General features: G+C 49.9%; 15 protein-coding genes and 1 pseudogene. 5 read left to right on the top strand and 11 right to left on the bottom strand.

Features of this window, described 5'->3' with window-relative positions:
- Positions 1 to 10: 10 nt before the first annotated feature.
- Together QUE74_RS03065 and QUE74_RS03060 are read right to left on the bottom strand one after the other, a co-directional pair.
- The gene (locus tag QUE74_RS03065) at positions 11 to 1,270 is read right to left on the bottom strand and encodes a YlbE family protein (protein ID WP_000495349.1); all 1,260 of its coding nucleotides are present in this window, start codon (positions 1,268 to 1,270) and stop codon (positions 11 to 13) included.
- A gap of 9 nt (positions 1,271 to 1,279) precedes the next feature.
- On the bottom strand, positions 1,280 to 2,947 hold the full coding sequence (locus QUE74_RS03060) for an acyl-CoA synthetase FdrA (protein WP_000580876.1): 1,668 nt from the start codon (positions 2,945 to 2,947) through the stop codon (positions 1,280 to 1,282).
- Positions 2,948 to 3,263: 316 nt separating this feature from the next.
- Here QUE74_RS03060 and allD point away from each other — a divergent pair.
- The 3 genes and pseudogenes from allD (at position 3,264) to allE (ending at position 6,366) form a co-directional block, all read left to right on the top strand.
- Positions 3,264 to 4,313: pseudogene (gene allD, locus QUE74_RS03055) on the top strand (ureidoglycolate dehydrogenase).
- Between the two features lie 21 nt (positions 4,314 to 4,334).
- Complete coding sequence (gene allC / locus QUE74_RS03050; RefSeq protein ID WP_001355192.1) at positions 4,335 to 5,570, top strand: allantoate deiminase; 1,236 nt, start codon at positions 4,335 to 4,337, stop codon at positions 5,568 to 5,570.
- Between the two features lie 10 nt (positions 5,571 to 5,580).
- Positions 5,581 to 6,366, top strand: coding sequence for a (S)-ureidoglycine aminohydrolase (gene allE, locus QUE74_RS03045; RefSeq protein ID WP_000540959.1), 786 nt, complete (start codon positions 5,581 to 5,583; stop codon positions 6,364 to 6,366).
- A gap of 129 nt (positions 6,367 to 6,495) precedes the next feature.
- Here allE and glxK read toward each other — a convergent pair whose 3' ends face one another.
- From glxK to allA, 9 genes are all read right to left on the bottom strand, one after another.
- Positions 6,496 to 7,641: a glycerate 3-kinase gene (gene glxK / locus QUE74_RS03040; RefSeq protein ID WP_001355191.1), complete on the bottom strand. Its 1,146-nt coding sequence runs from the start codon at positions 7,639 to 7,641 to the stop codon at positions 6,496 to 6,498.
- A gap of 21 nt (positions 7,642 to 7,662) precedes the next feature.
- Positions 7,663 to 8,964 carry a uracil/xanthine transporter gene (locus QUE74_RS03035; RefSeq protein WP_001355190.1) on the bottom strand — a complete coding sequence of 434 codons (1,302 nt, stop codon included), beginning with the start codon at positions 8,962 to 8,964 and terminating at the stop codon, positions 7,663 to 7,665.
- A gap of 56 nt (positions 8,965 to 9,020) precedes the next feature.
- The gene (gene allB / locus QUE74_RS03030) at positions 9,021 to 10,382 is read right to left on the bottom strand and encodes an allantoinase AllB (RefSeq protein ID WP_000006898.1); all 1,362 of its coding nucleotides are present in this window, start codon (positions 10,380 to 10,382) and stop codon (positions 9,021 to 9,023) included.
- A 60-nt stretch (positions 10,383 to 10,442) separates the two neighbouring features.
- Positions 10,443 to 11,897, bottom strand: coding sequence for an allantoin transporter (locus tag QUE74_RS03025; RefSeq protein ID WP_000401157.1), 1,455 nt, complete (start codon positions 11,895 to 11,897; stop codon positions 10,443 to 10,445).
- 169 nt (positions 11,898 to 12,066) lie between these two features.
- A complete protein-coding gene (gene glxR, locus QUE74_RS03020; protein ID WP_000765850.1) occupies positions 12,067 to 12,945 on the bottom strand; it encodes a 2-hydroxy-3-oxopropionate reductase in 879 nt (292 codons plus the stop codon).
- 99 nt (positions 12,946 to 13,044) lie between these two features.
- Positions 13,045 to 13,821, bottom strand: coding sequence for a hydroxypyruvate isomerase (gene hyi, locus QUE74_RS03015; RefSeq protein WP_000943562.1), 777 nt, complete (start codon positions 13,819 to 13,821; stop codon positions 13,045 to 13,047).
- Between the two features lie 12 nt (positions 13,822 to 13,833).
- Entirely contained in the window at positions 13,834 to 15,615 is a 1,782-nt protein-coding gene (gcl, locus tag QUE74_RS03010) for a glyoxylate carboligase (RefSeq protein ID WP_001355189.1), read from the bottom strand.
- 89 nt (positions 15,616 to 15,704) lie between these two features.
- Positions 15,705 to 16,520: an HTH-type transcriptional repressor AllR gene (gene allR, locus QUE74_RS03005; RefSeq protein ID WP_000141275.1), complete on the bottom strand. Its 816-nt coding sequence runs from the start codon at positions 16,518 to 16,520 to the stop codon at positions 15,705 to 15,707.
- A 77-nt stretch (positions 16,521 to 16,597) separates the two neighbouring features.
- Positions 16,598 to 17,080 (bottom strand): ureidoglycolate lyase, encoded by a 483-nt coding sequence (gene allA, locus QUE74_RS03000; protein ID WP_000776388.1) that lies wholly within the window; start codon positions 17,078 to 17,080, stop codon positions 16,598 to 16,600.
- A gap of 228 nt (positions 17,081 to 17,308) precedes the next feature.
- On the opposite strand from allA, the gene allS reads away from it, so the two are divergent.
- On the top strand, positions 17,309 to 18,235 hold the full coding sequence (gene allS, locus QUE74_RS02995) for an HTH-type transcriptional activator AllS (protein ID WP_000460133.1): 927 nt from the start codon (positions 17,309 to 17,311) through the stop codon (positions 18,233 to 18,235).
- 68 nt (positions 18,236 to 18,303) lie between these two features.
- Positions 18,304 to 19,398, top strand: a complete 1,095-nt coding sequence (mnmH, locus tag QUE74_RS02990; protein ID WP_001157975.1) for a tRNA 2-selenouridine(34) synthase MnmH — start codon at positions 18,304 to 18,306, stop codon at positions 19,396 to 19,398.
- Positions 19,399 to 21,301: the final 1,903 nt, after the last annotated feature.

Here is a 21,301-nt window from a genome sequence, read left to right as displayed (position 1 = left end):
TGCGCGTTCCTCAACCAATCCCCATGCTTTCAGCCAGAGCTTCCAGCGCCTGTTCAAAGCACGCCAGCGGTGCCCGCACAGTGCCTGCACCAATCTGCCCGATCCCCGCCTCTTTATGGGCGATACCCGTATTGATGAGTGGTGTAATGCCGGTTTCTACCACGCGACGAATATCCAGCCCCAGGCACGCGCCCTGGAAATCCCAGCCAGGGATCTGCAACTGCATATTGCGCTCAAGGAAGATTTCTGCCATCTCTTCAGATACCGCTCTGGCTGCTTCCATGCCACCCGCACCGACAAAGCGCGTTACGCCAGGCGCTGCGATCATCGCGGCACCACCGATACCAAAGGTTTCGGTAATCGCGCTATCGCCCATATCCGGGTTCGCCTGCTCCTGCGAGAAGCCGGTGAAAAACAGACCTTGCGGAGTGTTAACTGGCGCAGTAAACCAGCGCTCGCCCAGCCCGCTGACCCGAATCCCGAACATATTGCCGTTGCGGGTCATAGCCGTGACGATGCTGCCCGCGCGGATCATCGCGCCTGCATCCATCGCCGCCTTGCAATAGGCCATCGCGAGGTTGAGGAAGAACTGATCGGTCACGCTGAGGAAATCCATCACTTCCGCGATGTGCTGTTTATCGTGATTGAGGCGAGCAATTTGTGGGGCCAGCGCACGCATTAACAGTGCTGAGGAAGCAATATTGCGCTGATGGAATTCATCGCCCATCGTAATGCCCTGCGCCATCATCGCGGTGAGATCGATACCGCGCTCCATGCGCCCCAGCGCCGCGCTTAATACCGGCATTAACACATCACGCATCCAGCGATGGCGAGTCAGGACATCTTCGCCGTAAGCGCCAAAACGCATCACTTTACCGATACCTTCATTGAGGTTGCAGTACGCCCGGTTACCGTCGGTCACGTTCTCGACCACCAGCATCGGCATACTGGCAGAAGTAATTCCGCCCATTGGCCCGACGGCATTCACATGGTGACAAGGAATGAAGTTCACTTCCCCCTGCTCCAGCATCGCCAGTGCCTGCGCTTCATCTTTCGCCCAGCCTTCAAACAGACACGCACCCACGCACGCCCCTTTCATGGGGCCGGTCATCTCCTGCCAGCGCATCGGCGGCCCGGCGTGAAGCAGTGTTTTACCCTGATTTAATTCATTAATGAGTGAAGACGCCGGTTGCACATCCAGCCAGTGTGGACGAGCGCGACGAATTTGTTCGATAACCGCAGCATTGGCTTGCGCCACTGATGTAAACATGGGAACCCCTTATTGCAAACATTCTAATAAACGAGCCAGTTTTTTATTGCCGCCAGCGACTGGTGACCATTGGTAATGCACAACCGGTTTGCTGGCGCTTTGTAGTTCCAGCGCAAAGCTGCGTAATCCGATGTTAATCACGGCGACGTTTTCCAGTAATGACGGTGTGTGTGGCTGTGTGGCAGGCGAGAGCGGATGAATTAACGCCGCCGCCAGCAAGGTGGCTTCCGGCAGCGAACTCACTACCGCGATCCCTGCATCTTCCAGCGTGGCGATTTGTTGCGAGCGGCATTGCGGGTCACGTTCAGTGCCTGTCACCGTGGCAATGGCATACAGTGGTTGATTGTCTGGACGCGCGGCACAGGCTTTTTGCCAGGCGCTTACCAGCGAGGCTGCAGGATCGGTGGTCGCACCGAAGCCAATCACCACATCAAGCAGCAATACGCGCACTTGCGGTTTAGCGCCGAGATCGGCAATTAACTGGTTGCGTAAGGTTGGGTCGATCATCGGATGGGGACGCCCGACGGTGTAAAAATCATCGCCGAGGTCAATAATCTGGTGACCATCGGCGTCGAGCATCATGCCGTGATGATGGGTATCGTCGGCTACCACGCCAAGATGCGCGGCAAGTAATCCCGCCGCTTCGGCGGCTAACGTACCGCCGGTATACAAGCCGCAAATAAGTCCGCTGCTGACAGGTGCTATTGCGTTACGTCGCGCCGTAACGCGTGAAAGCAGGCAAGCCAGGCGTGCAGCCTCATCCAGCGAGGAGGCAAACCAGACATTCTCGTCGCGGGCCACCGCCGGGATATAACCTAAAAACAGCGCCACCGTTGGTTTGCCGGTTGCTTTCATGGCATTAACAATTTTCAGACGCACAGCTTCGGCAGGCGGTTTTGAAACAAACGCCAGCACTTCGCTTTTCTCATCTACACTGAGCATTTCCAGCGCCGTTAGCGCACTGATGCCGCCCACGTCACGGCTGAGGTCGCGCCCGCCAAGACCAATCGCGTGAGTAATTCCCTCACCTGCCAGTGCAATCTGCGAACACAGTTCCTGAATCCCGGTACCGGAAGCGCCAATGACGCCAATGTTGCCTTCCGGCATCACGTTAGCAAAAGCCAGCGGCGTGGCGGCAATCATCGATGTACCGCAGTCCGGCCCCATCACCAGCAAACCTTTTTCCCGCGCGTGGGTTTTAAGTTGGATTTCATCTTCCAGCGTGACGTTATCGGAGAACATCATCACGTTGAGGTTGCGATCCAGCGCCTGGTTCGCCAGTTCCGCCGCATACTCGCCAGCCACTGAAATCAGCGCCAGATTGGCATTGGGTAATTTCTGACAGGCACTGTCCCAGCGACGCACCAGCGTCAACGCCTGGCTGCTGCCCGTTCCCTGCGCCAGTTGCTTTAGCGCCTCTTCAAGCTGCTGCATAATCGCCTGCGCGATCCCCGCATCCGCCGCTTCGCTACGAATTGCCACGCAAATATCGTTCGGCGTGGCGTTATTAAAATCGTCATGCCAGAAACCTGTGGTATCTAATAACGCTTTATTGGCGGGCGTACCCATCATTACGGAAACATCATCAACATTTTCTGATTCGCTGAGTTTTCGTGAAATAATCATTAAACTGACCGAATCCTGAAAACACCCTTTTTTAATAAAGGCGTGGATCATAACAACTCCTTAAAAATTGCACCCATGGCAATTGCACGAGCAGTGTTAATGTGGCGATTACGGTATCGATGGATGGTGACAAATAAGGTGATGAATATCACACGGAGATTATTAGCAAAAGAATTCAAATAACCGCCAGACTATTACGCGTTATTTTTTAATAAGCATAGTTGTTTTAAAAACCAGGTTAAAAGCGAGCGGATTATCAAATAAATTCTAACTATATTTTTTTGCCTGTCTGGATCACATAATCCAGATATTTTCCCTGTATGTTAATTGCAGTCATGCTTCACACCGTCGTTAAAAAGGAAGACAGATGAAAATCAGTCGGGAAACACTCCACCAGCTAATCGAGAATAAACTCTGCCAGGCTGGGTTAAAACGTGAGCACGCTGCAACCGTGGCTGAAGTATTGGTTTACGCCGATGCCAGAGGGATCCACTCTCATGGCGCGGTGCGCGTTGAATACTACGCAGAGCGCATATAAAAAGGCGGCACCAACCGCGAACCAGAGTTTCGTCTTGAAGAAACCGGACCGTGCTCGGCAATTTTACATGCCGACAATGCCGCCGGACAGGTCGCGGCAAAAATGGGTATGGAACATGCCATCAAAACCGCCCAGCAAAAAGGCGTTGCGGTGGTCGGTATCAGCCGGATGGGTCACAGCGGCGCAATCTCTTATTTTGTGCAGCAGGCAGCCCGCGCCGGATTGATTGGCATTTCGATGTGCCAGTCCGATCCAATGGTGGTGCCGTTTGGCGGCGCGGAAATTTACTACGGCACTAACCCACTGGCCTTTGCCGCGCCGGGAGAAGGCGACGAGATTCTTACTTTTGATATGGCGACTACCGTACAGGCGTGGGGGAAAGTTCTCGATGCACGCTCGCGCAATATGTCTATCCCGGATACTTGGGCGGTCGATAAAAACGGTGCACCAACAACCGATCCCTTCGCGGTTAACGCCCTGCTCCCGGCTGCCGGACCGAAAGGTTATGGCCTGATGATGATGATCGACGTCCTCTCAGGCGTCTTACTCGGCTTACCGTTCGGGCGTCAGGTCAGTTCGATGTATGACGATTTACACGCCGGACGTAATTTGGGGCAATTACATGTAGTTATTAATCCGAACTTTTTCTCCTCCAGCGAATTATTCCGTCAACATCTTAGCCAGACCATGCGCGAATTAAATGCCATTACCCCCGCGCCCGGTTTTAACCAGGTTTATTATCCCGGACAGGATCAGGATATTAAACAACACAAAACCGCCGTCGAAGGTATCGAAATTGTTGATGATATTTACCAGTATTTAATTTCCGACGCGCTTTATAACACGTCATACGAAACGAAAAATCCCTTTGCGCAATAATTGTTGAGACAGGACTTTCTTATGATTACACATTTCCGTCAAGCCATAGAAGAAACGCTGCCCTGGCTTTCCTCTTTTGGCGCTGACCCAACGGGTGGAATGACCCGTTTACTTTATTCGCCGGAGTGGCTGGAAACCCAGCAGCAATTTAAAAAAAGAATGGCAGCAAGTGGGCTGGAAACACGTTTCGATGAAGTGGGGAATTTATACGGCCGCCTGAACGGCAGCGAATACCCCCAGGAAGTGATTCTGAGCGGTTCGCATATTGATACCGTGGTTAACGGCGGTAACCTCGACGGACAATTCGGCGCACTGGCGGCGTGGCTGGCGATTGACTGGCTGAAAACGCAATACGGCGCGCCGCTGCGAACGGTCGAAGTGGTGGCAATGGCGGAAGAAGAAGGCAGCCGCTTCCCGTATGTCTTCTGGGGCAGTAAAAATATCTTTGGGCTGGCGAATCCTGACGACGTGCGGAATATCTGTGATGCCAAAGGAAATAGTTTTGTCGATGCAATGAAGGCTTGCGGATTTACTCTGCCGAACGCCCCACTAACTCCGCGTCAGGATATTAAAGCCTTTGTCGAACTGCATATCGAACAGGGCTGTGTGCTGGAAAGTAATGGGCAGTCAATTGGCGTGGTGAATGCAATTGTCGGGCAACGTCGCTATACGGTGACGCTGAACGGCGAATCAAACCATGCAGGCACCACGCCGATGGGTTATCGTCGTGATACGGTTTACGCTTTCAGTCGCATTTGCCATCAGTCAGTTGAGAAAGCGAAAAAGATGGGCGATCCGCTGGTGCTGACCTTTGGCAAGGTGGAGCCGCGCCCGAATACGGTGAATGTAGTGCCGGGTAAAACCACGTTCACCATTGATTGTCGTCATACCGACACTGCCATGTTGCGCGATTTTACCCAACAGTTAGAAAACGACATGCGGGCGATTTGCGATGAAATGGACATTGGTATTGATATCGATTTATGGATGGACGAAGAACCCGTGCCGATGAACAAGGAGCTTGTCGCCACCCTGACAGAATTGTGTGAAAGCGAAAAACTGAATTATCGGGTAATGCACAGTGGTGCCGGGCACGACGCACAAATTTTCGCGCCTCGCGTGCCGACCTGCATAATTTTCATTCCCAGCATCAACGGGATCAGCCATAACCCGGCGGAACGCACCAATATTACCGACCTTGCCGAAGGGGTCAAAACGTTGGCACTCATGCTTTATCAACTTGCCTGGCAGAAATAAGGAGTTATAAATGGGATATTTAAATAACGTCACCGGTTACCGCGATGATTTACTGGCTAACCGTGCGATTGTTAAACACGGTAATTTCGCGCTGCTAACCCCGGACGGTCTGGTAAAAAATATTATTCCGGGCTTTGAAAATTGTGACGCGACAATCCTCTCCACGCCAAAGCTGGGGGCCTCTTTTGTTGATTATCTGGTCACACTGCATCAAAACGGCGGCAACCAACAGGGCTTCGGTGGTGAAGGAATTGAAACGTTCCTGTATGTGATTTCTGGAAATATCACTGCCAAAGCCGAAGGGAAAACATTTACCTTAAGCGAAGGTGGCTATCTTTATTGCCCGCCGGGTTCCTTAATGACGTTTGTTAATGCTCAGGCCGAAGACAGCCAAATATTCTTGTATAAGCGCCGCTATGTTCCGGTAGAAGGCCATGCGCCGTGGCTGGTTTCTGGCAATGCCAGCGAACTGGAACGCATTCACTATGAAGGTATGGACGATGTGATCTTGCTGGACTTCCTGCCCAAAGAGTTAGGTTTTGATATGAACATGCATATCCTCTCTTTTGCGCCAGGTGCCAGCCACGGTTATATCGAAACTCACGTCCAGGAACACGGTGCCTATATTCTTTCCGGTCAGGGGGTTTATAACCTCGACAATAACTGGATCCCGGTGAAAAAAGGCGATTACATCTTTATGGGCGCTTATTCCTTACAGGCCGGTTATGGCGTAGGGCGTGGTGAAGCGTTTAGTTATATTTATTCGAAGGATTGTAACCGCGACGTTGAGATTTAAGTCATACCACACGCCTGATTATTTTTAGCTATGTTGGATTTTGCCACGGTTTATACCGTGGCTTTTTTTGTAGTCAATTCAGGTAAAAAAAAGATGCGATATAAATCGCATCCGCTTTAAAGGTAAGAGTCAGTTTTTAATTCCCTGACCTATTTTAATGGCGCAGGCAATATTTCGCGCACTGTTGAAGAGATTGGTTTCACCGCTGGCGAGCACTTCGGCTAAAGGTGCCAGACGTGGCAAAATGCTGAATACCGCGTCAATGCCGTACTGGTGCACCACTTCCACGCCATCACCCAATACACCAGCAATCCCAACCACCGGGACATTAAACTGCTTCGCCACCGACGCCACACCCAGCGGCGCTTTACCGCCTGCCGTTTGCGAGTCGATGCGCCCTTCCCCGGTGATCACCAGTGCTGCACCCTGCACCGCCTGCGCAAGATTGACCGCATTCAACACAATCTCAATACCCGGTTTAATATCCGCATTGAGGAATACCGCCGCCGCAATGCCCATACCGCCCGCCGCACCGCCGCCCGCCATCTGGCAGACGTTGATTTCAGTTAGCTGTTGTAAAACACGGGCGTAATTTTGCAGCCCCTGTTCCAGCTCTTCGACCATTTCTGGCGTTGCCCCTTTTTGCGGGCCAAACACCGCCGCCGCGCCGCGTGCCCCTACCAACGGATTATCTACATCGCACGCTACTTCAATATGGCAGTTCGCCAGGCGCGGATCGCACTCCTCCATCTCAATGCTTGCCACGCGCGCTAAATTGCCACCGTTAGCCGCCAGCGCCTGACCGTCGGCATCAAGGAAACTCGCACCAAGCGCCTGCGCCATGCCCATACCGCCGTCGACCGTCGCGCTACCACCAATGCCGAGAATAATATGGCGAATATCGTTATCCAGCGCATGGCGAATTAACTCCCCCGTACCAAAACTGGAGGCCAGCAACGGATTACGCTTTTCAGGCTCGACCAGCATCAGGCCACTTGCCGCCGCCATCTCAATCACCGCCGTTTTCCCGTCGCCGGTAAGGCCATAAAAAGCATTCACTGTTTCCCCCGTCGGCCCACAGACTTCAAGCGTCACGATTTTGCCGCCCGTCGCTGCGACCATCGCATCCACCGTTCCTTCGCCGCCATCCGCTATCGGCAAACAGATATAGTGCGCATCGGGAAATATGGTCGAAAACCCGGCTTTAATTGCCTGACAACATTTTTCTGCACTTAAGCTCTCTTTAAACGAGTCTGGCGCAATGACAATCTTCATTATCAATCCTTTTTCAACAAATTATTCGATGCGTTCCCACGGAATAAGATTATCCATAAGAACAGCCAGTAAAATTCCGACCAGTAAGCCGTTACTGAGCAGAGGACGAAGCGTTAATGGAAGGTCTTGCAGATACACAGGCGGTAATGCCATTAAAAATATGCCGACAAATAACGGCAATGCGAGTCGATAAATATTGCGAGCGGTAAACGTTATTTGCTGACTAAACACCAGCGCGGAAAAGAGTAAAGGCAGATAAGAAACCAGCATGACCGCGCTACTCACTGGTAAGGGGATACTGCAAAACAGTCGCGTGAATGCCGGAACCAGTGCCACCAGCAGGCAAATAACGCTGCCATAAATAAACGAACGCCGCGTGTAATCGCCAGTCTGGGTTAATAAACCAATGGATGAAACGAACGGTGAAAATGGAATTACCGCCAACGGCACGGTTATCAGCGTCATAAATCCGGTCGCCACAAAGCTGCGCCGGTAACGCGAATTCCCCGCGCCCTGTTGCGGATAAAAAACATCCGTTCCGCGAATCGCACCGTAGGTATTACTGATATTTACCAGACCTGTAATCACCGCCGTCAGAATAATCCCCGGCGACAAAGCACCGCCACTGCCGAGCGGGAACCACTGCCAGTGCAACTCACCGGAGAGCGAATGCGAAGAAGGAAAGCAAAAGTACCACAACAACCAGCCGGTTATGGTACCGACCAGCAGGCCATAACGGGCAAAACGTTGCGGCAGGAAGATAATCATCGCCAGTACCAGGCACATCACCGCCACCGAGAGCGCGAACGGCGGTAACTGAATTTTAAAATTCGGGTCGGCTATGCCAAACGGCAGGCCGAGCATACCTTTGAAAAAGATAGTGGTCAGCTGCGCGCCCAGCATCAACATAAACAAGACCATCACAGACGGCGTAAATAACCACGCCAGGCGATGACCTAATCCGCTAAAACCAATCAACATCGTCAGCACGCCAGAGAGCGCAATTCCCACCGCCAGGCTGGTAGCAATATCGTTGATCGGTGTCCCGCGCGATGCTTCGCCAAGGGTGATAGTAAGGATGGTTCCCCACCACAGGCCACCCGGCCCTTCCATAATAGCGCGACGATGACCGCAGAACGCCTGAGCGAAGCAGGCCAGTGCGGTAGCAAGAAAAGCATATTGCGTGAGCGTAAGCAGGCTACTTTGCGGCAACTGAAAAGCAGAAAGTAGCGTAGGAGGAACCACAACAGTGTTGCAAAAAATAAAGAAAAACCACTGAAATCCTGATAACAGGCTTTCGCGGCTGACTGCAAAATTGAACATAAACACACCTTAACCGGAGAATGCCCGCCGCAAGGACGGGCATTGCAGGGGCCAGATTACTGCTGATGTTTAAGGATAAATTGACCTTTCGGCGCAACAGGGAAGCCCTGTTCGATGTCGTAAATCACATCACCACGTAAGAGGGTTTTCGTGATACGCGCGCCAATGGTACGGCCAACATACGGGCTGACTTTGTGGCGATATTCCAGATCGTCATTGGTAAGAACATAGCTGCTATTCGGCTGAATGAAGACGAAGTCGGCATCTTTTCCTGGGGCGATCCGGCCTTTTTGCTGCAAACCGAAAATATCTGCTGCGTTAGTTGCCATTAATTTGCCGAACATCGGCAGAGACATACCACGTTTCTGTACTGCTTCATCGAACATCACGTCCATGCAGCTTTGCAGACCGGCGATACCGCCCCATGCTTTCATGATGTTGCCTGCTTTCATTTCCGGCGGGCATGGAGAGTGGTCGGAAACCAGGCAGTCGATTTCACCGTTAAACAGTTTTTCCCACATGCCTTTCTGGTTTTCCAGATCGCGGATCGGTGGTGAACACTTCGCCAGAGTACCGATTTCTTCGAACTGATCGGTATCCAGTACAAAGTAATGCGGGCAGGATTCACAGGTAACGTCCTGGCCTTCCTGACGCGCACGAGTCACCTCTTCAACACCTTCCGGGCTGCTGATGTGGCAAACGTGCAGACGGCAACCGGCGACTTTCGCCAGGTACAGTACGCGGCGAATCGCTTCCACTTCGGTAAACACCGGACGCGAAGCCACATAGTCATGAGCGGTTACGCGACCTTCGCGCTTCGCTTCTTCGCCCAGTTCGTCACAGATCAGCGCATTTTCGCAGTGCACCAGCACTGGCTGACCCAGTTCGCCCAGCTTCTGTGCGCCTTTGAAAAACTGCCAGTCGTTTACGTCACGGAAGTCGTTGTCGATACCGCGATCGCCACAGGTTGCAACGAAGCATTTGAAGCCGACAACGCCCACTTCATCCAGCTCATGCAGACGGTCGATGTTGTAAGACACCAGGCCACCGAGTTGCGCCGCATCGATAGTCAGCTTGCCTTTAGCGGCATCAAACTTCAGTTCAATCGATGCGCGGTCAACCGTTGCAGGCAGCTGGTTGAGCGGCATTTCGATCATGGTGGTGATACCCCCTTTTGCCGCTGCGCGAGTACCCGTTTCATAACCTTCCCAGTGGCTACGACCCGGTTCAGAAATATGGGTGTGCGCATCAACCATGCCTGGCGAAACCACCAGACCAGACGCATCCATAACTTCTTTTGCATCGCCCAGATCCTGACCGATAGCAGCAATTTTTCCGCCTTTAACGGCGATATCTACAACGCGAGCTTCGTTTTCTAAAATAACGGTGCCGTTTTTAATGATTAAATCAAAAGACATAACAAACTCCTTGTAAAATACAGATTGGTTTTTTAACTCAATGTTCAATATCGGGATTAATTAACCTGTGACTTTTTGTTCTCCTGTTTTTTCTGCTGCAGTACGTTTCTTTAATAAGGCGTAGGCCGCAAAGGCGACAATAACGCCGACAAACCATGAAATGCGTGATAAAGGCTCCATGAACGGAATAAATTTACCACCGAGAGATAAAATAACGGCGACCAAAGTTACTGAGAACGCGGTGAGGTTAAAGCCGTTATCATAATATTTATAATCGCCTGCTGCGGTGTACAGCTCATCAAGATTAATTTGCCCACGCATCACCACAAAATAATGCGCCATCATCACACCAATGACCGGACCAAGCATTCCGCCGATAATATCGAGGAACAGATAAATACTGTCCTGATTTTCCATTAACTTCCACGGGCAGATCAGCAGGCTAATAATACTGGCAATCAGTACGCCATTTTTATAAGTCAGTTTCGTCGGCGCAATAGCGGCAATCTGATATCCGGCTGGAATAATATTACCGGTGGCATTAGTGGAAATGGTCGTCATCAGAATAACCAGTACCGCAAAGAACGAGGCAAACAGGCTATCCCAACGCTGAACAATATCCAGCACGTTCCAGGTGTCAGCGCCGTAGTGAATACTGGCTCCGGCAATAATACATACCCCGGCGACCGCAAACAGAATATAGGCCACAACTAAACCCAGCGTTTGCCCCAGCGCCTGCTCACGAAACGAGTGGGCGTTTTGCGTAAAGTCGGATGCGCTCACCGCCGGTGCCGCCCAGACCGCAACCACCGCGTTGATCACCACCAAAAACAGGAAGCCACTGTTTTCTGCTTTCTGAATACCGCTCGGGATGTAGTCAAAGATGGGACCAATCCCGACGAGCGAAATCGCCCAAATTGCCATGCCGCCGAAAACGATATAGATACACGGATTAAGAATAGCGGTGAATTTATTTAAAACTTTGCCACCACCGAAACCGATTCCGACGTTCACCAGCCAGAAGAGTACGAAAGTGATTAAGCCCGGTAGAGAAAGCCCTAACAGGGTAAAATCACCACCGAGAGTTAAAAATCCCGGCCAGATTTTGCCAATCAGGATCAAGCAGGCCAGCGATCCGGCGTAACATTGCAGGCCAAACCACATAATGGCAGCAATCCCGCCTCTTAATAATCCGGGAAACAGTGCACCACGTACGCCGTAAGAAGCACGCAGGATCATGGCAAACGGTACGCCGTATTTACTGCCCGTAGCACCGTTTAATACCATTACCGCGGCAATGAAAAAGGCACTGAGGATAATTGCCAGCATAATACTAAAGGTAGACAAGCCGAGAATAAAAAAGCCGCCAACCATCACATAATTGGGAACGTTATGAACCGAACCCATCCATAAGGTAAAATAGTTAAATGTTTTCCAGGTCCGCTGGCTTTGCGTTTTCGGCAATAGATCTTCGCTATAGCCGCGTTGCTGGAATAGTTTTCTCTGATGTTCCATAAATCCCTCTTAATTTCACGTATCGAATAACGCTGTTTTTAATCTAGCTATGAGGAACAAATAAAAAACAAATATTATTTTAAATACTGAAGCAACATCTTTGGCTGCTTTCTTTTTTAATATTGCTGGCCGATTCATTTTCTGATATCGGCCATTTTTATTGCGGGTATCAGGCCAGTTTATGGTTAGCCATTAATTCCAGCGCCTGCACTAACGCAGAGTGATCCAACTGGCTGCCACCGTTTGCCGCACAGGTATTAAACAATTCCTGGCAGGTCGCGGTGTTTGGCAGGTTCAGCGCCAGTGCTTTCGCACTTTGCAGTGCCAGGTTGAGATCTTTCTGGTGCAGCGCAATTTTGAAACCTGGATTAAAGGTGCGTTTAATCATGCGCTCACCGTGAACTTCCAGAATACGTGAGGAAGCAAAGCCGCCCATCAGCGCCTGGCGCACACGTACCGGATCCGCTCCGGCTTTTGAAGCAAACAGCAGGGCTTCAGAAACCGCTTCAATATTGAGCGCCACGATAATCTGATTTGCCACTTTGCAGGTCTGGCCGTCGCCGTTACCGCCCACGAGGGTGATATTTTTACCGAGCAATTCAAACAGCGGTTTAACACGTTCAAATACCGCTTCGTCGCCGCCAACCATAATCGACAACGTCCCTTCACGCGCGCCGATTTCACCGCCGGAGACGGGCGCATCGAGATAATCGCCGCCCAGTTCATTCACCTGACGAGCGAAACGCTTAGTTTCAATCGGGGAAATGGAGCTCATATCAACAATGGTTTTGCCCTTCAGCGAGGCTTTGGTACAACCATTTTCACCAAACAGAACTTCTTCAACCTGTGGCGTATCCGGCACCATAATAAAAATGATGTCCGATGCTTCCGTTACCTGGCGCGCAGTTTCAACACTGACGGCACCCAGTGACAGTAATTCATCAACAACCGGACCAATGGTTGTGACATGCAGTTGATGACCGGCACGCGCCAGATTAATGGCCATCGGTGTACCCATAATGCCTAAGCCAATAAATCCCAGTTTCATAATTAACCTCTTTTAAATTTCGATTTTCCTGAATTCAGACAACACGATCCCCTGCCAACTTAGCGGCCTAAAAAAGCATTGCCTGAACAGCGTTACGTTTTAACGGTACGGATCCATCCAGCGTAAACCGGCTTCCGTGGTGGTTTGGGGTTTATATTCACACCCAACCCAACCGTTGTAGTCAGAATTTTCAATTACCGTAAAGAGATACTCATAATTAATTTCTCCGGTTCCCGGTTCGCCGCGATGCGGATTATCGGCAATTTGCAGGTGGCCAATTTTATCGGCCCATTGAGTCATAGTGTTGGTTAATTCACCTTCCATCCGCTGCATATGATAAATGTCATACTGAATTTTCAAATTGCAGCAACCAACATCATCAATCAATTTCAGCGCCTGTTGAGTTCCGGTGAGATAGAAACCAGGAATATCAAAATGGTTAATAGGTTCAATCAGTAATAAAATATCTTCTTTCATCAACATATTCGCGGCATAACGCAGGTTTTCTACAAGCGTTGCGTGAATCTGTTCACTGCTGAAACCAGCCGGCGTTTTACCGACCAGACAGTTGATTTTTTTATTACCCAGCGCACGAGCATAACGAATCGCTGCTGCTACGCCATCCCGAAACTCTTCTTCACGGCCAGGAATACAAGCAATACCGCGCTCCCCCGCCGCCCAGTCACCCGCCGGTAAATTGTGCAGAGTATGTTCGAGTTTATTACTCGCCAGCACCTGTTTTAATTCTTCAATGTCGTAGTCATAAGGAAACATAAATTCAACGCCGCGAAAACCACACTGCGCTGCTTTCTCAAAACGGGCGAGAAAATCATATTCACCAAATAACATCGATAAATTCGCAGAGAAACGTAACATTATTTATCTCCCTTATTCATAGTGCATGAAGCAGGTTTCAGTCGGTGCATCCACTGCGTTATCGGCGATATCTTCAAATTCCATGACATTATCCAGTTCGCTGCCCATCGAAATATTGGTCACACGTTCGAGAATAACTTCCACAACTACCGGAACACGGTATTGATTCATTAATGCTTTCGCCTGTTCAAATGCCGGAGCAATATCTTCCGGTTTGAAAACACGAATCGCTTTACAACCTAAACCTTCCGCTACTTTTACGTGGTCTACGCCGTAACCGTTCACTTCGCTGGAGTTAATATTTTCGAATGCGAGCTGTACGCAGTAATCCATATCAAAGGCGCGTTGCGACTGACGAATCAGACCCAGATAGGCGTTATTCACCAGCACATGGATGTACGGAATGTTGAACTGTGCGCCAACGGCTAATTCTTCAATCAGGAACTGGAAGTCGAAGTCACCGGAAATCGCCACCACATTGCGCTCTGGATCAGCGGCACACACGCCCAGCGCTGCCGGAATGGTCCAGCCCAACGGGCCTGCCTGCCCACAGTTGATCCAGTGGCGGTCTTTAAAGACATGCAGCATTTGTGCCGCAGCGATTTGTGACAGACCAATGGTGGTGACATAACAAACATCGCGACCAAAGGCTTTGTTCATCTCTTCATACACGCGCTGCGGTTTCACCGGCACATTGTCGAAGTGGGTTTTGCGCAGCAAAGTGCGTTTGCGCTGCTGGCAGTCGGCGACCCATTCTTTACGACACGGCAGACGACCCGCTTTTTGCATCTCCTGCGCCACTTCAACCAGTAAAGTCAGGGCAGCTTTAGCATCAGAGACAATCCCCAGATCCGGGCACAGCACGCGGCCAATTTGCGTCGGCTCAATATCGATATGGACGATTTTGCGCCCTTCGGTGTATTTCTCTACCGAACCGGTATGACGATTGGCGAAACGGTTACCGATACCAAACACCAGGTCGGACGCCAGCAGCGTTGCGTTACCGTAACGATGCGCGGTTTGCAGACCCACCATCCCGGCCATCAGTTCATGATCGTCCGGGATACAGCCCCAGCCCATCAGCGTTGGGATCACCGGAACGCTGGTCAGTTCAGCAAACTGTTGTAACAGTGCAGCTGCGTCAGCATTGATGACCCCGCCCCCAGCAACAATCACCGGACGTTCAGCCTGGATTAACATTTCGACCGCTTTTTCAATCTGCATACGGCTGGCAGCAGGTTTATAGACCGGCAGCGGTTCGTACATGTCAGGATCAAACTCGATTTCCGCCACCTGAACGTCGAACGGTAAATCCACCAGTACCGGACCCGGACGACCAGAACGCATCAGGTGAAATGCCTGTTGCAGCACGCGAGGCACCAGCGCCGCTTCACGAACTGTAACCGCCATTTTGCTGACCGGTTTAGCGATAGCTTCGATATCTACGGCCTGAAAATCTTCTTTATGCAGACGGGCGCGCGGTGCCTGGCCGGTAATGCACAGAATAGGAATGGAATCAGCAGAAGCAGAATAGAGCGCGGTGATCATGTCCGTGCCCGCAGGACCGGAAGTCCCCAGACATACGCCGATATTCCCTGCCGTTGCGCGGGTATAACCTTCCGCCATGTGCGAAGCACCTTCCACATGACGCGCCAGAATGTGACGAATACCGCCGTGCTTACGCATCGCTGAGTAGAACGGATTGATTGCAGCCCCCGGAACGCCGAAGGCGGTGGTAATACCTTCTTTCTCCAGCACATACATTGCCGCGTCAACGGCTCTCATTTTTGCCATTTTATTCCTACCTCTATTAATTGGAAAAATTTTCCAACTTTCAAATTTTGTCAAAAAAACCCGCTCCGCAGAGCGGGATGCGACAGACACTATGGATGTGCTTTCAGTCCCAACGCCGTGCTGATATCGCGGGCGGTGTCTCTGACCAGCTCACCCTGACTGACAAAACGATCTTCTGTCAGTCTTGATGAAGGCCCGGAGATGGAGATAGCGGCAACAACGCTACCTACATCATCGTAAATTGCTGAAGCTATGCAATTCAGACCTACAACATGCTCTTCTTTATCTACGGTATAGCCCAGTTCACGCGCTTGTTCCAGGTCCTTCAGCAAGGTGGGCATATCCACAAGCGTAGTTGGCGTAAACTGCTGCAAACCGGTTTGCAGAATGATGCTCATCAACTCCTCTTCCGCCAGCGGATAAAGCAGCGCTTTGCCCGCACCGGAAGCATGCAGCGGCAGACGACTGCCCAGCGGCGCACACATCCTGACCATCGATTTACACTCTAATTGACCAATTAATACTGCTTCATTGCCGTTACGAATCGCGACATTGACCGTTTCGCCGGAAAGTAACATCAGGCGGCGCATAAATGGCCCAGCGACGGAGAGGACATCGCGGTTATGGATGTACGCCGCACCGACGTTAAAGACACCTAATCCTATATGCCACCAGCCTAACTGACTGTCCTGATAGACAAAATCCGCTGCCTGTAAAACCTTCAGCAAGCGAAAGGTCGTGGAGAGCGGCAAATCCAGATTGAGAGAAATATCGCTAACCGACGAACTTCCCCCACTTTTTTCCAGATATTGCAGAATCGCAATTCCCCGCTCTAACGCCTGTGCGCCCTTTTGTGCCACAGGCTCCGCCTGTCCTGGCCTGCCGCGCCGTCTAACTTCCGTCATACCTACGTTAACTCCGACCTACAAGTGAGCATAAACAATGAACAATTAGTTTATCTTATGCAAGTCGGTTGCAGGCGTCACGCAAAACAGAGTTCCTGTTCAGGAATACTTTCAACATCACAGTTGTCACTGCCGCCGCGATCGATGGTCAGAAAATCGGTGACGCGCTGCCAGGCGAAAAGTGGGTGATGCCAGACGTTACGATGGTAATTCACTCCCTGTTCACCGTTGGTAATAAACGCCCGCAGGGTTGACAGGTCTGGTTTGTCGTCACCTAACGCCACGACCACCACAAACACTTCCCCTTTCATCGGAATAAAGGCCTGAGTGCCCAGCGGATGACGTTCGAGTTCGTGAATGGTCAGCGGCAGATTCGCCGGTTGCGCGCGGTTAATGCTGATAAGCGTACGGTCTTGCTCAAGAATCTCAACCAGCGCCAAATCGTGGTAACGCTCCACCAGGCCATTGTTAATATGGAAAAAATCCCGTTGCTGCGTTTCGATTACGTCGCCATAAGCACTAAAGGCTTCCTGACTTAACGGTAATACCTGAAGTTTCATCTTTTTGTCCTTGTAACATAATTCCGTTCAACCACCGCCGACCGGTCAATGTGGTTCAATAACAGGCAATCTAAAACCTTAAGAGAACAACATCAATACAAATGTTGGAATATTTTTCCAAAACTAGATTTAGTCCACAAATCACACAGGGTTATCATGTAAAAATACTGATAAATCAGAGGATAAGAAAATCACGCAACTTGCGGATTTAAAAGGGGATACCTGAAGATGTTCGATCCAGAAACCTTGCGGACTTTCATTGCGGTTGCTGAAACAGGAAGTTTTTCAAAAGCGGCAGAACGATTATGTAAAACCACGGCGACGATCAGTTATCGCATTAAACTTCTGGAAGAGAATACCGGAGTGGCGCTGTTTTTCCGCACGACTCGCAGCGTGACGTTGACAGCGGCTGGCGAGCATCTACTTTCTCAGGCCAGAGACTGGCTGAGCTGGCTGGAAAGTATGCCCAGCGAGCTGCAACAGGTGAATGATGGCGTGGAACGCCAGGTGAATATTGTCATCAACAACCTGCTCTACAACCCCCAGGCCGTCGCCCAGCTGCTGGCGTGGCTGAATGAACGTTACCCCTTTACCCAGTTTCACATCTCCCGACAAATCTATATGGGCGTCTGGGACTCGCTATTGTACGAAGGTTTTTCACTGGCTATCGGCGTCACGGGAACCGAGGCGCTGGCAAATACCTTTAGTCTTGATCCCTTAGGATCGGTGCAATGGCGCTTTGTCATGGCGGCGGATCATCCGCTGGCGAAAGTTGAAGAGCCGCTAACAGAAGCGCAGTTGCGGCGCTTTCCGGCGGTTAATATTGAAGACAGCGCCCGCACCTTAACCAAGCGCGTCGCCTGGCGTTTGCCGGGGCAAAAAGAGATTATTGTTCCCGATATGGAAACGAAAATCGCCGCCCATCTGGCGGGCGTTGGCATTGGTTTTTTGCCAAAATCACTTTGCCAGTCAATGATCGATAATCAACAATTGATCTGCCGGGTAATCCCAACGATGCGCCCTCCTTCGCCATTGAGTCTGGCATGGCGCAAATTTGGCAGCGGCAAAGCGGTAGAAGATATTGTGGCCTTGTTTACCCAGCGCAGGCCGGAAATCAGCGGATTTTTAGAAATTTTCGGCAACCCACGCAGTTAAAAATCAAGTTTCCTTGCGCGTTGGCGCGTAAAATAGCGTGCAAGCTGATTTGAGGTTCACTTTTAACTATGCAAGAGAGACACACGGAACAGGACTATCGTGCCCTGCTGATTGCTGATACGCCCATTATTGATGTTCGCGCCCCCATCGAGTTTGAGCAAGGCGCAATGCCCGCCGCTATCAACCTGCCGTTAATGAATAACGATGAACGCGCCGCCGTTGGCACCTGCTACAAACAGCAAGGGTCAGACGCGGCGCTGGCGCTGGGGCATAAACTGGTGGCGGGTGAAATTCGTCAGCAGCGCATGGACGCCTGGCGGGCTGCGTGCCTGCAAAACCCGCAAGGTATTCTCTGCTGCGCCCGAGGCGGTCAACGTTCACATATTGTGCAACGCTGGTTGCATGAAGCGGGGATTGATTATCCGCTAGTGGAAGGCGGTTATAAGGCACTGCGCCAGGCCGCGATTCAGGCAACTATTGAACTGTCACACAAACCGATAGTGCTGATTGGCGGTTGTACCGGCAGCGGCAAAACGCTGTTAGTGCAACAGCAACCGAACGGTGTTGATCTGGAAGGGCTGGCGCGTCACCGCGGCTCTGCTTTTGGTCGCACGTTACAACCACAACTTAGCCAGGCGAGTTTTGAAAACCTGCTGGCTGCCGAAATGCTAAAAACCGACGCCCGTCAGGAGCTGCACCTGTGGGTGCTGGAAGATGAAAGCCGGATGATCGGTTCGAATCACCTGCCGGAATGCCTGCGCGAACGCATGACGCAGGCGGCGATTGCAGTGGTAGAAGATCCGTTCGAGATCCGTCTTGAACGCCTGAACGAAGAATATTTCCTGCGTATGCATCATGATTTTACCCACGCGTACGGCGACGAACAGGGCTGGCAAGCGTATTGCGAATACCTGCATCACGGACTTTCGGCGATTAAGCGTCGGCTGGGGCTACAACGCTATAACGAACTGGCTGCAAGGCTGGATGCGGCGCTGACAACGCAACTCGTAACCGGTAGCACCGACGGTCATCTGGCCTGGCTGGTGCCGTTACTTGAAGAATATTACGACCCGATGTATCGCTATCAGCTTGAGAAAAAAGCGGAAAAAGTTGTCTTTCGCGGTGAGTGGGCGGAAGTGGCGGAGTGGGTTAAGACGCGGTAATGAGGGACACGGTGCCTGTTTCATAAAGATCATTTATACCCGTCATACTTCAAGTTGCATATGCGTTGGCAAGTTATTCAGGGATAGCCGGATGAGTGACATCACCATCCGGCTTAAGATTCCATACTATAATAATTCGAGTTGCAGGACAAAACGCCAGTGGCGTTTTGAACAACGCTTGCGTTGACCCTGAAAGGGTGAGGCCTAAGGCCGAGTAACGCGACAGGCGAGTGACAAATTCGTCGGGAACGAATTTGACCAGCCTCTGGCTGGCCTTCGGTGAAAGGCATCCTGCCTTTCAGTCATCCCCAGTCACTTACTGGGGTGAGCGACAAATCCGCATGGAGCGGATTTGAACGCTGCTTGCAGCGGTCCCGTAAGGGGTGAGGCCCATGGATGGGCCGAATAACTCGCAGACGCAGCACATGCAACTTGAAGTATGATGGGTATATACACAATGAACTTCAAGACACTTGCTTCGGTATCTGGAAATTATCATTAATTCTGGATGCGACCAGCCTTGCTATATCTGGCAATGTTTCTTCAAAAACGTCGATATTGTATCCCAGAAATCTCACACACTGCTGAACCGGCATGTTCATTAATTATTTATCCAGGCCATTTGCAATCAGTACCATCACTATTATATGCCTCAATATTTTCTTCAAACTCAGTTATTTTTCCACTTTTCGATTTATAGTAAGAGCTATTAAATCTTGCACCCTGCGTAGCAACAACATACAATCCGTTGACTTTACATCCTATAACCTCACTCCATGTATATGTAAACTCTGAAGGTCTATCATCGAAAGTCACTTCCAATTTTTTCGTAAATGCAAGAGGTATGAAATTTGAGGATATTCCATAAACCACATAACCTAAAACAACATCACCAGAAGATACTTCAACAAATTTTAAATTTATCTTCCCGAAACTAAAACAGCCAACCGTAGTTTGTTATTTAGCAAATAAGAAAAAGGGCATCAAACAAAAAATTAAAACAAATAATTTAACTTTCATATCATTTACTCCAATTCAGTTATTCGCCTCTGTACAAAAGCACACACAGATTTTGAATTAATGGCGTACAAAAACATAATCGGATGAAAATACCACACCGGAATATTACTGATATAGCGGGATCTTACTCATTCGCTAGACTGAAAATGCAATTGAACAGAAATTTCTTACTAGTGTTTTTATCAGATGATCGGAAAGGAAATCAACTCACTGGCAAGTATCATAAGCTCAAATTGGCATATTGTATATTCCCATAAATACTTTTATTTTTTGATTAACATACTCAATACTACACATCACTAATTGAGAGAAGATTAACTTCATCATCTTTGATTAGGTACGTTTTTTAATTTTCAATGACGCATCATAAAAAAGGGCTTACCAAGTTTAACACTAATAACAGGATATAAAGAAAACATATTGCTATATGAATCCTTTGGCGATGTTTTGGTTATGGTAATCTTTCCTTCTTTCAAGTGCTCTGCTATTATATGAAATTGAATCGGTCTTGTTGCATCACTTACCCGCAATGGATTACCAGCGTAAGCTTCATATCCTCCACCATTATTCATATGTAAAATAGTGTATTCGTCATTTAAAAATGACTGCTTACTATCGTAGACTTGGTAGTATATATTACTTATATCAAGATAAATTACTATAGAGATATACTTAATTTTTCATTTAGCATTAATGATGTATCCATGGAATCTATACATCTTTCAATATCAGTTATTTTTTCTTCTATATACGTAGCATAATTTTTTGGCACTGGCGTGTTTAGCCCTCATATACCCTCATTAACTAAGACACCATTTTGCTTGCTTTTTACATTGTAATAAAGACAATCAATATTGAATTTATTATTTTTATATTTCAGTGT

Origin of the sequence: Escherichia sp. 10290 (assembly GCF_030295155.1) — a bacterium.
Lineage (GTDB): Bacteria > Pseudomonadota > Gammaproteobacteria > Enterobacterales > Enterobacteriaceae > Escherichia > Escherichia coli_F.
Note: the sequence above shows the minus strand (reverse complement) of the source record. Positions and strands in the feature narration are given on the sequence as shown.

Coding starts and splice junctions, on each gene's coding strand:
- QUE74_RS03065 (WP_000495349.1), bottom strand. CDS start 1,270: ATGTTTACATCAGTGGCGCAAGCCAATGCTGCGGTTATCGAACAAATT.
- QUE74_RS03060 (WP_000580876.1), bottom strand. CDS start 2,947: ATGATCCACGCCTTTATTAAAAAAGGGTGTTTTCAGGATTCGGTCAGT.
- allC (WP_001355192.1), top strand. CDS start 4,335: ATGATTACACATTTCCGTCAAGCCATAGAAGAAACGCTGCCCTGGCTT.
- allE (WP_000540959.1), top strand. CDS start 5,581: ATGGGATATTTAAATAACGTCACCGGTTACCGCGATGATTTACTGGCT.
- glxK (WP_001355191.1), bottom strand. CDS start 7,641: ATGAAGATTGTCATTGCGCCAGACTCGTTTAAAGAGAGCTTAAGTGCA.
- QUE74_RS03035 (WP_001355190.1), bottom strand. CDS start 8,964: ATGTTCAATTTTGCAGTCAGCCGCGAAAGCCTGTTATCAGGATTTCAG.
- allB (WP_000006898.1), bottom strand. CDS start 10,382: ATGTCTTTTGATTTAATCATTAAAAACGGCACCGTTATTTTAGAAAAC.
- QUE74_RS03025 (WP_000401157.1), bottom strand. CDS start 11,897: ATGGAACATCAGAGAAAACTATTCCAGCAACGCGGCTATAGCGAAGAT.
- glxR (WP_000765850.1), bottom strand. CDS start 12,945: ATGAAACTGGGATTTATTGGCTTAGGCATTATGGGTACACCGATGGCC.
- hyi (WP_000943562.1), bottom strand. CDS start 13,821: ATGTTACGTTTCTCTGCGAATTTATCGATGTTATTTGGTGAATATGAT.
- gcl (WP_001355189.1), bottom strand. CDS start 15,615: ATGGCAAAAATGAGAGCCGTTGACGCGGCAATGTATGTGCTGGAGAAA.
- allR (WP_000141275.1), bottom strand. CDS start 16,520: ATGACGGAAGTTAGACGGCGCGGCAGGCCAGGACAGGCGGAGCCTGTG.
- allA (WP_000776388.1), bottom strand. CDS start 17,080: ATGAAACTTCAGGTATTACCGTTAAGTCAGGAAGCCTTTAGTGCTTAT.
- allS (WP_000460133.1), top strand. CDS start 17,309: ATGTTCGATCCAGAAACCTTGCGGACTTTCATTGCGGTTGCTGAAACA.
- mnmH (WP_001157975.1), top strand. CDS start 18,304: ATGCAAGAGAGACACACGGAACAGGACTATCGTGCCCTGCTGATTGCT.